This window comes from Streptomyces pyxinicus, from assembly GCF_024753135.1.
GTDB classification, from domain to species: Bacteria; Actinomycetota; Actinomycetes; order Streptomycetales; family Streptomycetaceae; genus Streptomyces; species Streptomyces pyxinicus.
Window position 1 is genome coordinate 42,269 of sequence record NZ_JANUGP010000040.1, and the last position, 12,259, is coordinate 54,527.

At 71.8% G+C, this 12,259-nt stretch carries 13 protein-coding genes and 1 pseudogene; 6 read left to right on the top strand and 8 right to left on the bottom strand.

All coding sequences use genetic code 11. The features are described from left to right. Positions 1-23: 23 nt before the first annotated feature. Positions 24-614, bottom strand: coding sequence for a DUF1003 domain-containing protein (locus NX794_RS32685; RefSeq protein WP_258783289.1), 591 nt, complete (start codon positions 612-614; stop codon positions 24-26). Then, the gene (locus NX794_RS32690) at positions 604-1,899 is read right to left on the bottom strand and encodes a magnesium transporter MgtE N-terminal domain-containing protein (RefSeq protein ID WP_258783290.1); all 1,296 of its coding nucleotides are present in this window, start codon (positions 1,897-1,899) and stop codon (positions 604-606) included. The genes NX794_RS32685 and NX794_RS32690 overlap by 11 nt, the downstream gene beginning before the upstream one ends. A 250-nt stretch (positions 1,900-2,149) precedes the next feature. Here NX794_RS32690 and NX794_RS32695 point away from each other — a divergent pair, with 250 nt between their 5' ends. Beyond that, positions 2,150-2,887: a hypothetical protein gene (locus tag NX794_RS32695; RefSeq protein WP_258783291.1), complete on the top strand. Its 738-nt coding sequence runs from the start codon at positions 2,150-2,152 to the stop codon at positions 2,885-2,887. An 11-nt stretch (positions 2,888-2,898) separates the two neighbouring features. On the opposite strand, the gene NX794_RS32700 is transcribed toward NX794_RS32695, so the two are convergent. Together NX794_RS32700 and NX794_RS32705 are read right to left on the bottom strand one after the other, a co-directional pair. Then, positions 2,899-3,411: a hypothetical protein gene (locus NX794_RS32700; protein WP_258783292.1), complete on the bottom strand. Its 513-nt coding sequence runs from the start codon at positions 3,409-3,411 to the stop codon at positions 2,899-2,901. A gap of 23 nt (positions 3,412-3,434) precedes the next feature. Continuing rightward, complete coding sequence (locus NX794_RS32705; protein WP_258783293.1) at positions 3,435-4,559, bottom strand: magnesium and cobalt transport protein CorA; 1,125 nt, start codon at positions 4,557-4,559, stop codon at positions 3,435-3,437. A 455-nt stretch (positions 4,560-5,014) separates the two neighbouring features. Between NX794_RS32705 and NX794_RS32710 the strand changes: the two genes are divergently transcribed. Continuing rightward, positions 5,015-5,599 (top strand): suppressor of fused domain protein, encoded by a 585-nt coding sequence (locus NX794_RS32710; protein WP_258783294.1) that lies wholly within the window; start codon positions 5,015-5,017, stop codon positions 5,597-5,599. 31 nt (positions 5,600-5,630) lie between these two features. Here NX794_RS32710 and NX794_RS32715 read toward each other — a convergent pair whose 3' ends face one another. After that, positions 5,631-6,854 (bottom strand): MFS transporter, encoded by a 1,224-nt coding sequence (locus NX794_RS32715; protein ID WP_258783295.1) that lies wholly within the window; start codon positions 6,852-6,854, stop codon positions 5,631-5,633. Positions 6,855-7,026: 172 nt separating this feature from the next. Here NX794_RS32715 and NX794_RS32720 point away from each other — a divergent pair, with 172 nt between their 5' ends. The 3 genes from NX794_RS32720 to NX794_RS32730 all read left to right on the top strand — a co-directional run bounded on the left by NX794_RS32720 (position 7,027) and on the right by NX794_RS32730 (position 9,449). Next, positions 7,027-7,668, top strand: a complete 642-nt coding sequence (locus tag NX794_RS32720) for a DUF6758 family protein (RefSeq protein ID WP_258783296.1) — start codon at positions 7,027-7,029, stop codon at positions 7,666-7,668. A gap of 195 nt (positions 7,669-7,863) precedes the next feature. After that, positions 7,864-8,721, top strand: a complete 858-nt coding sequence (locus tag NX794_RS32725) for a PHP domain-containing protein (RefSeq protein WP_258783297.1) — start codon at positions 7,864-7,866, stop codon at positions 8,719-8,721. Positions 8,722-8,843: 122 nt separating this feature from the next. Then, positions 8,844-9,449, top strand: a complete 606-nt coding sequence (locus NX794_RS32730) for a MarC family protein (protein ID WP_258783298.1) — start codon at positions 8,844-8,846, stop codon at positions 9,447-9,449. A gap of 46 nt (positions 9,450-9,495) precedes the next feature. Here NX794_RS32730 and NX794_RS32735 read toward each other — a convergent pair whose 3' ends face one another. Continuing rightward, positions 9,496-9,648 (bottom strand): hypothetical protein, encoded by a 153-nt coding sequence (locus tag NX794_RS32735; RefSeq protein ID WP_086805833.1) that lies wholly within the window; start codon positions 9,646-9,648, stop codon positions 9,496-9,498. A gap of 218 nt (positions 9,649-9,866) precedes the next feature. On the opposite strand from NX794_RS32735, the gene NX794_RS32740 reads away from it, so the two are divergent. After that, positions 9,867-10,772: an NYN domain-containing protein gene (locus NX794_RS32740; RefSeq protein WP_258783305.1), complete on the top strand. Its 906-nt coding sequence runs from the start codon at positions 9,867-9,869 to the stop codon at positions 10,770-10,772. A 7-nt stretch (positions 10,773-10,779) separates the two neighbouring features. On the opposite strand, the gene NX794_RS32745 is transcribed toward NX794_RS32740, so the two are convergent. Next, positions 10,780-11,655 (bottom strand): alpha/beta fold hydrolase, encoded by an 876-nt coding sequence (locus NX794_RS32745; RefSeq protein WP_258783299.1) that lies wholly within the window; start codon positions 11,653-11,655, stop codon positions 10,780-10,782. Between the two features lie 133 nt (positions 11,656-11,788). Further along, positions 11,789-12,259, bottom strand: a pseudogene (locus tag NX794_RS32750) (DEAD/DEAH box helicase); the annotation flags it as partial.

Below are 12,259 nucleotides of genomic sequence, written 5' to 3' on the forward strand. Positions count from 1 at the left end.
CCGAGGGGCGTTCGGCATGCCCCTCAGCGGTCGTCTGTGTCACGTCCCGGTGACCGTTCCGCCGGGAATACGACATGGCCGTCCTGATGCCGCGACTCCTCCAGTTCCTTGACCAGATCCTGCAGCTCCGAGCGGATCCAGTCCCGGGTGGCGACCTCGCCGAGGCCCATCCGCAGCGCGGCCACCTCCCGGGTCAGGTACTCGGTGTCCGCGATGGACCGCTCGTTCTGCTTGCGGTCCTGCTCCAGGTTGACCCGGTCGCGGTCGTCCTGCCTGTTCTGCGCGAGCAGGATCAGCGGGGCCGCGTAAGACGCCTGGAGGGACAGCATCAGGGTGAGGAAGATGAACGGGTACTGGTCGAAGCGCAGATGACCCGGCGCCGCGATGTTCCACACCACCCAGAGGATGATGACGACCGTCATCCAGACGATGAAGCGTCCCGTGCCCAGGAACCGGGCGATCCGCTCCGACAGCCGGCCGAAGGCCTCCGGGTCCCACTCGGGCAGGAACCGGCGCCGGGGCGGCCGCGGCTGATCCAGGCGCGCCCGGGGCCGGGGGGCGGCCGTGGCGCCCGTCGGAGTGCGCTCGCGCGTGTTGTCCCGCTCAGCCGCCATGGGTGCTCGCCCCCTCTCCCTCGGCCTCGTCCAGATGGAACTCGGTCTCCCGCCAGTCGTCGGGCAGCATGTGATCCAGTACGTCGTCCACGGTGACCGCCCCGAGCAGGGAGCCCGACTCGTCCACCACCGGCGCCGCGACCATGTCGTACGTCGCGAAGAACCCGGCGATGACCGGCAGCGCGGCATCCGGGTCGAGGGGTTGCAGATCGTCGTCGACCAGCGAGCTGACCAGCGTGTACGGCGGGTCGCGCAGCAGCCGCTGGAAGTGCACGGTGCCCAGGTACTTGCCGGTCGGCGTCTCGTCCGGCGGCCGGCACACGTACACCTGGGCGGCCAGCGCGGGGGAGAGGTCGGGGTTGCGGACGCAGGCGAGCGCGTCGGCCACCGTGGCGTCGGGGCGCAGCACGATCGGCTCGGTGGTCATCAGACCGCCGGCGGTGTGCTCCTCGTACGACATCAGGCGCCGCATGTCGGCCGCGTCGGCGGGCTGCATCAGGCTGAGCAGCCGCTCCTTGTCCGCCTCGGGCAGCTCGGAGAGCAGGTCGGCGGCGTCGTCCGGGTCCATGGCCTCCAGGACGTCGGCGGCCCGCTCCTCCTTCAGCTTGCCCAGGATCTCGATCTGGTCGTCCTCGGGCAGCTCCTCCAGCACGTCGGCGAGCCGGTCGTCGTCCAGGGCGGCGGCGACCTCGGCGCGCCGCTTGGCGGACAGGTGGTGCAGCACGTTGGCGAGGTCGGCGGGGCGCAGCTGCTCGAAGGTGGCGAGCAGGCTCTCGGCGCCCTGCCCGTGCTCCTCCAGCGAGAACCCGGAGACCGCCGACCACTCCACGGTCAGCGTCTCCCCCTTGGCCCGCCGGAAGGCGCCGCCCTTCCTGCCCTTGCGGACGAAGACCCGGTCGATCTCCCAGTCCCGGCGGGCGGGCAGCTGCTGCACGGACAGGTCGAGGACGGTGACCTCCTCGCCGGTCTCCTCCAGGACCACCCGCCGGTCCAGCAGCTCCCCGAAGACCAGCCGCTCGGTGGGGCGCTGTTCGAAGCGGCGCACGTTCATGACGCCGGTGGTGATGACCTGCCCGCTCTCCACGCCGGTGACCCGGGTCATGGGCAGGAAGATACGGCGCCGGGTGGCCAGTTCGACGACCAGTCCGAGCACGCGCGGGGGCTTGCGGCCCACCCGCAGCATCACGACGAGATCGCGCACGCGGCCCACCTGGTCGCCGCTCGGGTCGAAGACGGGGACCCCGGCGAGGTGCGAGACGAAGATCCGGGGGGCGCCGGCTGCCATGGTGGTGCTTCCTTTGCCTGGGAATCGCTGGGCGGGGGCTGGTGCGGTGCGTGCGGTGCGCATCGCGGTCGGTGCGGGACGCGGGTGCGGTGTTTGCTCGGATGTGTCCGCCCGGGTGCGCTTCAGGCTAGCCCGTACCGGTCGGATACGCCCTGGTGGGGCGTCCGGAAGGACTGGCTCCACCGGGCCCCGGGAGCACCGGTACGCTGCGGTACGCCGCTCAGGAACCGTCAGAAAGGCAGCTGTCTCTGTGACTGCGATTCCCCGGGGCCGGGCTCGCCGGACCGCGCTCGCCACCGTGACCTGTGCGCTGGCCGTGACGGGAGCGCTGGCGCTGTCGGGGTGCGGCGGCGACGACCCGGACGCGGGGACGAACGGCGTGGGCAAGCTGCCCGCCGCGAAGATCCAGGCGAAGAGCCGGGCGGCGGCGGACGCGGCGTCCGCGGTCCGGCTGTCGGGCACGGTGGCCGCCGGCGGGCGCACGTACCGGCTGGACATGCGGCTGAAGGCGGACGGCGGCACCGGCTCGGTCACCTCGGGGGGCTCGACCTTCCAGCTCCTGCGGATCGGCGAGCAGCTGTACCTGAAGGCCGACGCGGGCTTCTGGAACCACGCCGACGGCGACGGCGCCACCGACAAGCTGGACGGCAAGTACGTGAAGGTGCCGCAGGGGGACCCCGCGTACAAGAAGTTCAGCGGCTTCACGGACAAGGCCGTCCTCCTCGAAGGTCTGCTGACACTGCACGGCAAGCTGGCCACCGACGGCCGGCACGAGCAGTCGGGTACCCGCACGGTCCGCGTCACCGGCGACCAGGGTTCCGGCGGCACCCTGGACGTCTCCCTGGAGGGCACCCCGTATCCGCTGAGCCTGACCCGGGCCGGCAACGCGGGCACGCTCCGCTTCTCGGACTGGGGCCGGAACTTCACGGTGCGGGAGCCGGCGGCGTCGGACACCGTGGACTACGGCAGGCAGCTGCCGACCTCCTGACGGCTCCGGCGTCACTTCCTCCGGCGCCCGGCCAGCAGCTTGGGCAGGGCCGCCGGGACGGGGCGGCGGGTGGTGGCCGGGCTCGGGAGCGGGCGCCGCGCCAGGCTGTCGGCCGGCAAGGGGGCCACCGCGCCCGTCGGCACCAGGCACAGCACCCGGCACTCGCGGGCCCAGCGGGCCGGCATCTCCTCGCCGTCGGGGGCGTTGAGCCGTTTGCCCTTCAGGTCGGCGACCGCGGCCTCCCACGCGGCCGAGCCGGCGGGCAGTTCGGAGACGGCCACCGGGAACGTCACCAGCCGGCCGCCCTTGTCCTTGCCGCGGGCGGTCACCTCGGCCGTGCCCCCGTCCACCAGGCCCGGCAGCGGCTGCTCACCGGGGCCGTCCCCGACCAGGCACACCGCGCCCTCGCGCCACACGTGCCACAGGGCGCGCGGTGCCGGGGCGTCCGCGCCCCTGACCCAGATGAGGCCGGACTTCTTCGCGGCCTCCTCGATGAGGGCCAGGTCGAGCAGCTCGCCAGTCATGCGCCCAGCCTATCCGGGCGCCCTCACAGCCAGCCGTTGCGCTTGAGCGTGCGGTGGATGCCCAGGCACAGGAGCACCGTGACGCCCATGATCGACGGGTAGCCGTACTTCCAGTGCAGTTCGGGCATGTACTCGAAGTTCATGCCGTAGACCCCGCACACCATCGTCGGTACGGCGATGATCGCGGCCCATGCCGTGATCTTCCGCATGTCCTCGTTCTGCGCCACGGACGCCTGCGCGAGGTTGGCCTGGAGGATGGAGTTGAGGAGTTCGTCGAAGCCGATGACCTGCTCGTGCACCCGCGCGACATGGTCGGCGACGTCCCGGAAGTACTTCTGGATGTCCGGGTCCACCAGCCGCATCGGCCGCTCGCTCAGCAGCAGCATGGGCCGCAGCAGCGGGGCCACCGCCCGCTTGAACTCCAGCACCTCGCGCTTGAGTTGGTAGATCCGCGCCGAGTCGACACCGCGCGAGACACCGCCCCCGCGGCCCGGCGAGAAGACCTCGGTCTCCACCTCGTCGATGTCGTCCTGCACCGCGTCGGCGACCGCGATGTAGCCGTCCACCACGTGGTCGGCGATGGTGTGCAGCACCGCCGAGGGGCCCTTGGCGAGCAGTTCGGGGTCGTCCTGGAGGCGGCGGCGCAGCGCCCGCAGCGAGCCCTGGCCGCCGTGCCGGACGGTGATGAAGAAGTCCCGGCCGGTGAAGCACATGACCTCACCGGTCTCCACGACCTCGCTGGTGGCGGTGAGCCGGTCGTGCTCGACGTAGTGGATGGTCTTGAAGACCGTGAAGAGCGAGTCGTCGTACCGCTCCAGCTTCGGCCGCTGGTGGGCCTGCACCGCGTCCTCCACGGCCAGCGGGTGCAGCCCGAACTCGGTCGCGATACCGGCGAACTCGGCCTCGGTGGGCTCGTGCAGGCCGATCCAGACGAACCCGCCGTCCCGCCGCACCAGCCGCATCGCCTCGTGCGGGGTCAGCGGCTTCCCGCTCTCCACTCGCGCGCCGTCGCGGTAGACGGCGCAGTCGACGACGGCCGAGGGCGTCGCCGGGTCGCGCGTGGTGTCGTACGACGTGCTCGTGTCCTTGCGCAGTGAGATGCGGGACGACGGGCGGACCACGGCGCGCAGGTCGCGGATCATCGACATGGGCAGGCTCCTTCGCGGGCGGGCGGCGACAGCGCGCGCGGCGACGGGTGGAACTACCCGGAATGGGGACGTCCTGACTGCGGAGGTTTGGGCCGTCCACAAAGCGGGGAGCACCGCACCGTCGCGGTGGCGGCTTCGCTGCTGCTGCACAACTGATTCAGGTCAGGCAGATCAGGCAAAGCAAGACGAAGTGCTCTTCCGAACGGACGATGCGCACGGGAAGGCGGCAGCCAGCCGGACAGTCAGCGGGCGGAAGAGCGAGTGGTACTGCACGGTCGACTTCGATCCATGACAGCCCCACCTCCTCCGGCCGGTCCCTCGTAAGGGAGTCTCATCGGCGTCGGGACTTGAGCGACGCTTCTGCGCGCTGCCCCGAACGACCGGCTCAGAGTACCAGCCGCCCGTACTGTCAAGGTGCCGCTTTGCCCGCCGCTGACGAGTTCTATGCTCACCGCATGGTTGATGTTCTCCCTCTGGTCGAGGCACGGTTGGGCACCGCGCTGGGCGAGCCGGACGCGCGTGCCGCCGTCACCTTCCTCGGCACGGACCGTATCGAGGTGCTCCGCTTCCAGGAGGGCGACGTCGTCCGCTACGCCACGCTCGGCATGTCGGCCCACCCCATGACGGACCCCACCGGACTGGTCGCCGACCCGGTCAAGGGCCCGCGCGCCGAACTGGTGCTGTCGGTGCGCGCGGGTGTCGCCGACACTGGCAAGGTGCTCCGCCCGCTCGCGGTGCTCGCCGCGACACCGCAGGTCGAGGGCCTGGTCGTGACGCCCGGTGCGTCCCTGGACGTCGGCGAGCCGCTGTGGCCCGGCGCCCCCTTCACCTCGGTCCTGGTGGGCGAGCCCGGCGGACTTGTGCCGGACCTGGAACTCGACGCCCCGCTGGACCCCGTACGGTTCCTGCCGCTGCTGCCGATGACGCCGAACGAGGCCGCCTGGAAGCGGGTGCACGGCGCCGGGGCGCTCCAGGAGCGCTGGCTGGCGAACGGGACGGACCTGCGCGACCCCGCGCGCCGGCCCGTCCCGCTGGAGTGACCGAGGTCACCGAATTCGGGCTTGAACTCGCTCAGTTGGCGAAGACGGTGACCCCGTCCTCGGTGGCGTGCCGCGGCTCCAGTTCCTCCGCCTCGTGGGTGAGGGCCCGGCGCCGTACGACGACCACGAGCGCGCCGAGCAGCGCGGTGACGGCCGCGACCACGAACGGGACGTGGATGTCGGTCCACTCCTCGATCTTCGGCGCGAAGAAGGGCGCCGCCGCCGCGGCGAACCAGCGGACGAAGTTGTAGCCCGCGCTCGCCACCGGGCGCGGCGCGTCCGACACGCCGAGGGCCAGCTCCGTGTAGACGGTGTTGTTCACGCCGATGAAGGCGCCCGACAGGATGGTGCAGACGACGGCGGTGGTGTGGCTGCCGTAGCCGAGCACCAGGACGTCGGCCGCGAGCAGCACCAGTGAGCCGCCGAGCACCTTCAGCGAGCCGAACCGCGCCTGCAGGCGCGGGGCGACGAGCACCGAGAAGACGGCGAGCAGCAGGCCCCAGGCGAAGAACACCGCGCCCGACCGGTACGGGGTCATGTCCAGCACGAACGGCGTGAAGGCCAGCACCGTGAAGAACGTGTAGTTGTAGAAGAACGCCGAGGCGGCAGCCGACGCCAGACCGCCGTGGCCGAGCGCCTTGAGCGGGTCGAGGATCGAGGTCTTGCGGGCCGGCTTCGGCTGCTCCTTCAGGAACGCGGTGATGCACAGGAAGCCGATCGCCATCAGCGTGGCCGTGCCGAAGAAGGGGTAGCGCCAGCTCACGTTGCCGAGGACCGCGCCGAGCAGCGGGCCGCAGGCCATGCCGAGGCCGAGCGCGGACTCGTACAGCAGGATCGCCGCCGCGCTGCCGCCGGCCGCCGCGCCGACGATGACCGCGAGCGCCGTCGAGACGAACAGCGCGTTGCCCAGGCCCCAGCCGGCCCGGAAGCCGACGAGCTGCCCGACCGAGCCGGAGGTGCCGGCCAGACCGGCGAAGACGATCACGAAGGCGAGGCCGAGCAGCAGGGTCCGCCGGCCGCCGACGCGGCTGGAGACGAAGCCGGTCAGCAGCATGGCGATCGCGGTGATCAGGAAGTACGAGGTGAAGAGCAGGGACACCTGGCTGGCGGTGGCGTGCAGACCCTGCGCGATGGACGGCAGGATCGGGTCGACGAGTCCGATGCCCATGAAGGCGACGACGGAGGCGCCGGCCGTGGCCCAGACCGCCTTGGGCTGCCGCAGGATGCCGCCGGCACCCGCGTCGAAGGGGTCCATGTGTGCTTCTCCCATCCCGACGAAATAGTTGGTGTATACACATAGTAAGTTAGCTCGGCTAATTAATGCAAGCTACACCCAGTTGTCTGTGATGGCGGGCCCCGTCGGCCGTTCCCTCCGGACGGGTGATCGTCCTTGACGTGGCGCGGCAGGGGTAGGACCGTGGGGCTCTATGAGGGGCGAACCCAGTTGCCCGAGGTGTGGTGGCCGGGTCAGGGCTCCCGGTCTCTTCGCCGACGCGTGGCAGTGCGATGCGCACGGGACGGTGTATCCGCTGCAGCCCGTGATCCCGCCCAGTGTCGAGGCCCTCAACGTCGTGGTGCACCGCACCCAGGTTCCGGTGTGGATGCCCTGGCCGCTGCCGGTCGGCTGGCTGTTCACCGGTGTGGCCTCGGCGGGCGACGACCGCAGCGGGGGCCGCGCCACCGCCGTCGCCTGCTCGGGCCCCGGCCCGTTGGGCGGCCCCGGCGAGCTGATCCTCGTCGCCGAGGAGCTGGGCGTCGGACTGGGCGCGCGGTACGCGGGCATCGACGGCCCGGACCCGGGGTCGTACATGAACGTCGAGAAGCCGCCCCAGACCAAGGTCCTGGCCGCCGGCCGCCCCACCCCGCTCTGGCACGTCTACCGCACCCCCGACGACCGCGCCGTCTTCGCCGGCGAGGCCCTCGGGATGTGGCTCTGGGCGGTGATGTGGCCCGAGCAGGCGGGCCTGCTCATGTACGACGAGCTGGTGCTGACGGACCTGCGGGACGCGGGGGCGGAACTGGATCTGGTGCCCTGCGGAGCGTTGTCGCCGCGCTTGCTTCGGCCGTAGGGGGGGTGCTGTTGCCGGGTCGCTGCGGGTTCGTTCGGGTTGCTCGCGCCCACGCGGCGGAGCCGCATGTCACCTACAGCCCCGCGCCCCTGGCGGTACTGCTGTGCGAGGTGCTTTCCGGTGTGACCGTTGGAGGTCGCGGCCCGGCTATCCTTAGGCGTCCCCCTTGTTTCCTCGTCGTCGTCTGGAGTCACCGTGCGTATTGATCTGCACTGTCACTCCACGGCTTCCGATGGGACGGACACGCCTGGTGAGCTGGTGCGGAACGCTGCCGCTGCCGGGCTCGACGTGGTCGCGCTGACCGACCATGACACCACCCGGGGGTACGGCGAGGCGGTCGCCGCGCTGCCCGAGGGGCTCACGCTGGTCACCGGTGCCGAGCTGTCCTGCCGGGTCGACGGGGTGTCCCTGCATCTGCTGGCCTACCTCTTCGACCCCGAGGAGCCGGCCCTGCTCGCGGAGCGGGAGCTGGTCCGCGACGACCGGGTGCCGCGCGCGCAGGGCATGGTCGCCCGGCTGAACGCGCTCGGTGTGCCGGTCACCTGGGAGCAGGTCGAGCGGATCGCCGCCGGCGGTTCGGTGGGGCGTCCGCACGTGGCCTCCGCGCTGGTCGAGCTGGGTGTCGTACCCACCGTGAACGACGCCTTCACCGAGCAGTGGCTGGCCGACGGCGGGCGGGCCTACGCGCCCAAGCACGAGACCGACCCCTTCGAGGCGATCCGGCTGGTCAAGGACGCGGGCGGGGTGACCGTCTTCGCGCACCCGGCCGCCGCCAAACGGGGCCGCACGGTCCCGGAGGCCACGATCGCCAAGATGGCGGCGGCCGGCCTCGACGGCATCGAGGTCGACCACATGGACCACGACGCCGACACCCGGACCCGGCTGCGCGGACTGGCGCGGGACCTGGGGCTGCTGGTCACCGGGTCCTCGGACTACCACGGCAGCCGCAAGACCGTCGCGCTCGGCGAGTACACCACCGACCCCGAGGTCTACGGCGAGATCATCCGACGGGCCACCGGCGCCTTCCCCGTGCCGGGGACCGGCGGAGCCTGACCCTTCCGGACTCCCGGGGCCGCCCGTAGGGGCCTCGCCGGGTTCCTCCCTGCCGCCGTCGCGCGCCGGCTCACGCGCGCTCTCCCTCCCGCTCTTCCTCCCGCAAGGCCAGTGCTTCCCCCATGTTCGACATCGCCGTCTTCGGCTCCCTGTTCCTGACCCTCTTCGTCATCATGGATCCCCCCGGGATCACCCCGATCTTCCTCGCCCTGACCGCCGGACGTCCGGCCAAGGTGCAGAAGCGGATGGCCTTCCAGGCCGTCTGCGTGGCGGGCGGGGTCATCGCCGTCTTCGGCGTCCTCGGTCACCAGATCCTGAACTACCTGCACGTCTCCGTGCCCGCGCTGATGATCGCGGGCGGGCTGCTGCTCCTGCTGATCGCGCTGGACCTGCTCACCGGCAAGACCGACGAGCCGAAGCAGACCAAGGATGTCAACGTCGCCCTCGTACCGCTGGGCATGCCGCTGCTCGCCGGGCCCGGCGCCATCGTGTCGGTGATCCTGGCCGTGCAGAAGGCCGGCAGTGTCGCCACGCAGGTGTCGGTGTGGTCCGCGATCCTCGCGATCCACGTCGTGCTGTGGCTGGTGATGCGTTACTCGCTGCTGATCATCCGGGTCATCAAGGACGGCGGCGTCGTCCTGGTGACACGGCTCGCGGGCATGATGCTCTCCGCGATCGCGGTGCAGCAGATCATCAACGGGATCACTCAGGTGATCCGGGGGAGCTGAGGCGTCAGGTCTCGGCTCCCCCGGAAAGCTTGAGTGCGCTGACCCGTTACGAGGCCGGGGTCTCGGCCGGGCGGATCCACAGGCGCTGCCCCACGGCGGCGGCCTGTTGCACGATCCGGTTGACGGAGGCGGCGTCCACGACGGTGCTGTCCACGGTGGTGCCGTCGACCTCGTCGAGTCGCATGATTTCGAAGCGCATGGGCTTCTCCCTTCGTCTGGTCATCCTCCTGCGGAGAACTACTTGAGGTGCCGGACGAGTGTCCGGCGTCTGATGTAGTCAACGTGCCGCTTGTTACAAACATTCCCTACGCTAAAGAAATTTTTCGAACAACTAATTACCGACCGGTAAGCGTCTTCCGTGGGACCGGCCCGGGACCGGCCGGGACCGGTTGTGTTCGCAGCGTGACCGACGGGACAATGAAGGCGATGAACGACGACCTGGCCGCCGTGAGCGCCCGCATCGACCGCACGAACGAGCTGCTGGAACGCATGCTCGCCGAGGTGGCCAAGACACCTTCTACCCACGCGATCTTCGTCGACGCCGGGTATCTGTACGCGGCGGCGGGCCGGCTGGTCGCCGGCACCGAGGACCGCCGGGCCTTCGACCTCGACGCCGAGGGCCTGATCGACGCGCTCATCGACCGCGCCCGCACCGTCTTCGCCGACAGCCGGCTGCTGCGCGTCTACTGGTACGACGGCGCCCGCCGCCGCATCCACACCGCCGAGCAGCAGTCCATCGCCGAACTCCCCGACGTCAAGGTCCGGCTCGGCAACCTCAACGCCAACAACCAGCAGAAGGGCGTCGATTCGCTGATCCGCTCCGACCTGGAGTCACTGGCCCGGCACCGCGCCATCAGCGACGCGGCCCTGCTCGGCGGGGACGAGGACCTGGTCTCGGCGGTCGAGGCGGCCCAGGGGTACGGCGCCCGCGTCCACCTGTGGGGCATCGAGGCACCCGAGGCACGCAACCAGGCCGAGCCGCTGCTGTGGGAGGTCGACAGCCAGCGCACTCTCGACCTGGAGTTCTTCAAGCCGTACGTCAACCGGCGCACGGCCGCCGCCTACGACGCCGGCGCCGGCACCCGGCCCACCCGCGACGACGTCCGCTTCGTCGGCGCCCAGATCGCGGCGAAGTGGCTGGCCTCCCGGGGCCGCGAGGCCCTGGTCGAACTGCTCCCCGGCCACCCCTACCTCCCCGGCTCCGTCGACCAGGACCTGCTGGTCGAGGCCGAGGGACTGCTCCAGTACTCGCTGCGCGGCCAGGCCGACCTGCGCCGGTCCCTGCGGGACGGCTTCTGGGACCACCTCCAGGCGCAGTACTGACGCCGGACTAGTCCGGGGCGCCGTCCCAGAAGCCGGCGAGGGCGCGGGCGGTGTCCAGCGGGCGGTCGGTGTTGGGGGAGTGCTCGGCGTCCTCGATCACCGTCCGCCGGGCCCCGAGCCGGGCGGCCATGTCGTCCAGCAGCGGCAGCGGCCAGGTGTCGTCCCGGGAGCCGGACAGCACGTGGCAGGGCAGCGGCAGGGCCGCCAGTTCGGCGACCCGGTCCGGTTCGGTGCACAACTGCCGCCCGGTGGCGAGGAGTTGGGCGGGCCTGGTGTCCAGCCAGCGGCGCCGCAGATCGTCCCGGTCGTCCAGTCCCCCGTCGAGGGAGGGCGCCTCGGTCTCCTCGGGCGGCTCCATCGCCCGGATCGCCTCCCAGACCTCGGCCATGCTCAGCACCGCGAGCGCGTCGCGCAGCAACTTCACCCGCTCGCGCTGGGACGCCGAGATCTGCGCCGGTCCCGAGGACATCAGGGTGAGGGAGCGGAAGGGCGTGTGGTCGAGCAGCACCGCCGCACGGGCGATCTGGCCGCCGAGCGAGTGCCCCAGCAGGTGCGCCGGTTCCCCGAGCGCCGCCGCCTGCGCGAGCACGTCCCGCGCCAACTCCTCCTGCGCGTAAGCCGATTCGTCCCACTCCGGGCCGGCCGACTCGAACTGGCCGCGCCCGTCCACGGCCACGGTCCGGTAGCCGCGCTCCGCGAGCGGTACGTGCAGCGGGTTGAAGTCCTCCTTGCTGCCGGTGAATCCCGGCAGCAGCAGCACGGTCCCGCGGGGCTCGACCCCGGCGGCCACGGGCGCGTCGACCACGGCGAACTCCCCGCGCGCCGTCCGCAGCGGGTACGCGCGGGCGCCGGGGGGCGGGGTGAAGGTGGTGGGCCTGCTCATGGGCAGAGGTTATCGGGCGGTGCATGTCCCGCGTCCGCGCGGGCATCCATGGGGCGGGGACGTGGTGTTGTGGGAATGCCGATGGCCCGGCCCCCCTCAGCCGAGGGGGGCCGGGCCATCGGCATGCGCGGGATCAGGCCTCGGTGGCCTCGGCGGCGGCCGTCGCCTTGCGAGTACGGCGGCGCGGCTTGACCTCCGGCTCCTCCGTCGCCTGCGCCGGAATCTCCGGAGCGGCGGCGACGGCCTTACGGGTCCGACGCGCCTTCGGAGCGGGGGCGGCCGGCTCGGCGCCGTCCACGGCGACCTCGGCGACCGCTGCGGTCTTCCGGGTACGGCGGGGCTTGGCCTCGACCTCGGCCTCGGGGGCTTCGGCGGCGGCGGCCGTCTTGCGGGTGCGCCGGGGCTTGGCCTCGGCCTCAGGAGCCTCGGCGGTCGCGGCCGTCTTGCGCGTGCGACGCGGCTTGACTTCAGCCTCCGCCTCGGTGGCTTCCGGGGCGGCGGCGGCGGCCGTCTTGCGGGTGCGGCGCGGCTTGGCCTCGGCCTCAGGGGCCTCGGCGGTAGCGGCGGTCTTCCGGGTGCGGCGCGGCTTGGCCTCGGGCTCCGT

Bases quoted from the DNA above. Each gene is read 5' to 3' on its own strand.
- NX794_RS32685 (WP_258783289.1), bottom strand. From the start codon at position 614: ATGGCGGCTGAGCGGGACAACACGCGCGAGCGCACTCCGACGGGCGCC.
- NX794_RS32690 (WP_258783290.1), bottom strand. From the start codon at position 1,899: ATGGCAGCCGGCGCCCCCCGGATCTTCGTCTCGCACCTCGCCGGGGTC.
- NX794_RS32700 (WP_258783292.1), bottom strand. From the start codon at position 3,411: ATGACTGGCGAGCTGCTCGACCTGGCCCTCATCGAGGAGGCCGCGAAG.
- NX794_RS32705 (WP_258783293.1), bottom strand. From the start codon at position 4,559: ATGTCGATGATCCGCGACCTGCGCGCCGTGGTCCGCCCGTCGTCCCGC.
- NX794_RS32710 (WP_258783294.1), top strand. From the start codon at position 5,015: ATGGTTGATGTTCTCCCTCTGGTCGAGGCACGGTTGGGCACCGCGCTG.
- NX794_RS32715 (WP_258783295.1), bottom strand. From the start codon at position 6,854: ATGGACCCCTTCGACGCGGGTGCCGGCGGCATCCTGCGGCAGCCCAAG.
- NX794_RS32720 (WP_258783296.1), top strand. From the start codon at position 7,027: ATGAGGGGCGAACCCAGTTGCCCGAGGTGTGGTGGCCGGGTCAGGGCT.
- NX794_RS32730 (WP_258783298.1), top strand. From the start codon at position 8,844: ATGTTCGACATCGCCGTCTTCGGCTCCCTGTTCCTGACCCTCTTCGTC.
- NX794_RS32735 (WP_086805833.1), bottom strand. From the start codon at position 9,648: ATGCGCTTCGAAATCATGCGACTCGACGAGGTCGACGGCACCACCGTG.
- NX794_RS32740 (WP_258783305.1), top strand. From the start codon at position 9,867: ATGAAGGCGATGAACGACGACCTGGCCGCCGTGAGCGCCCGCATCGAC.
- NX794_RS32745 (WP_258783299.1), bottom strand. From the start codon at position 11,655: ATGAGCAGGCCCACCACCTTCACCCCGCCCCCCGGCGCCCGCGCGTAC.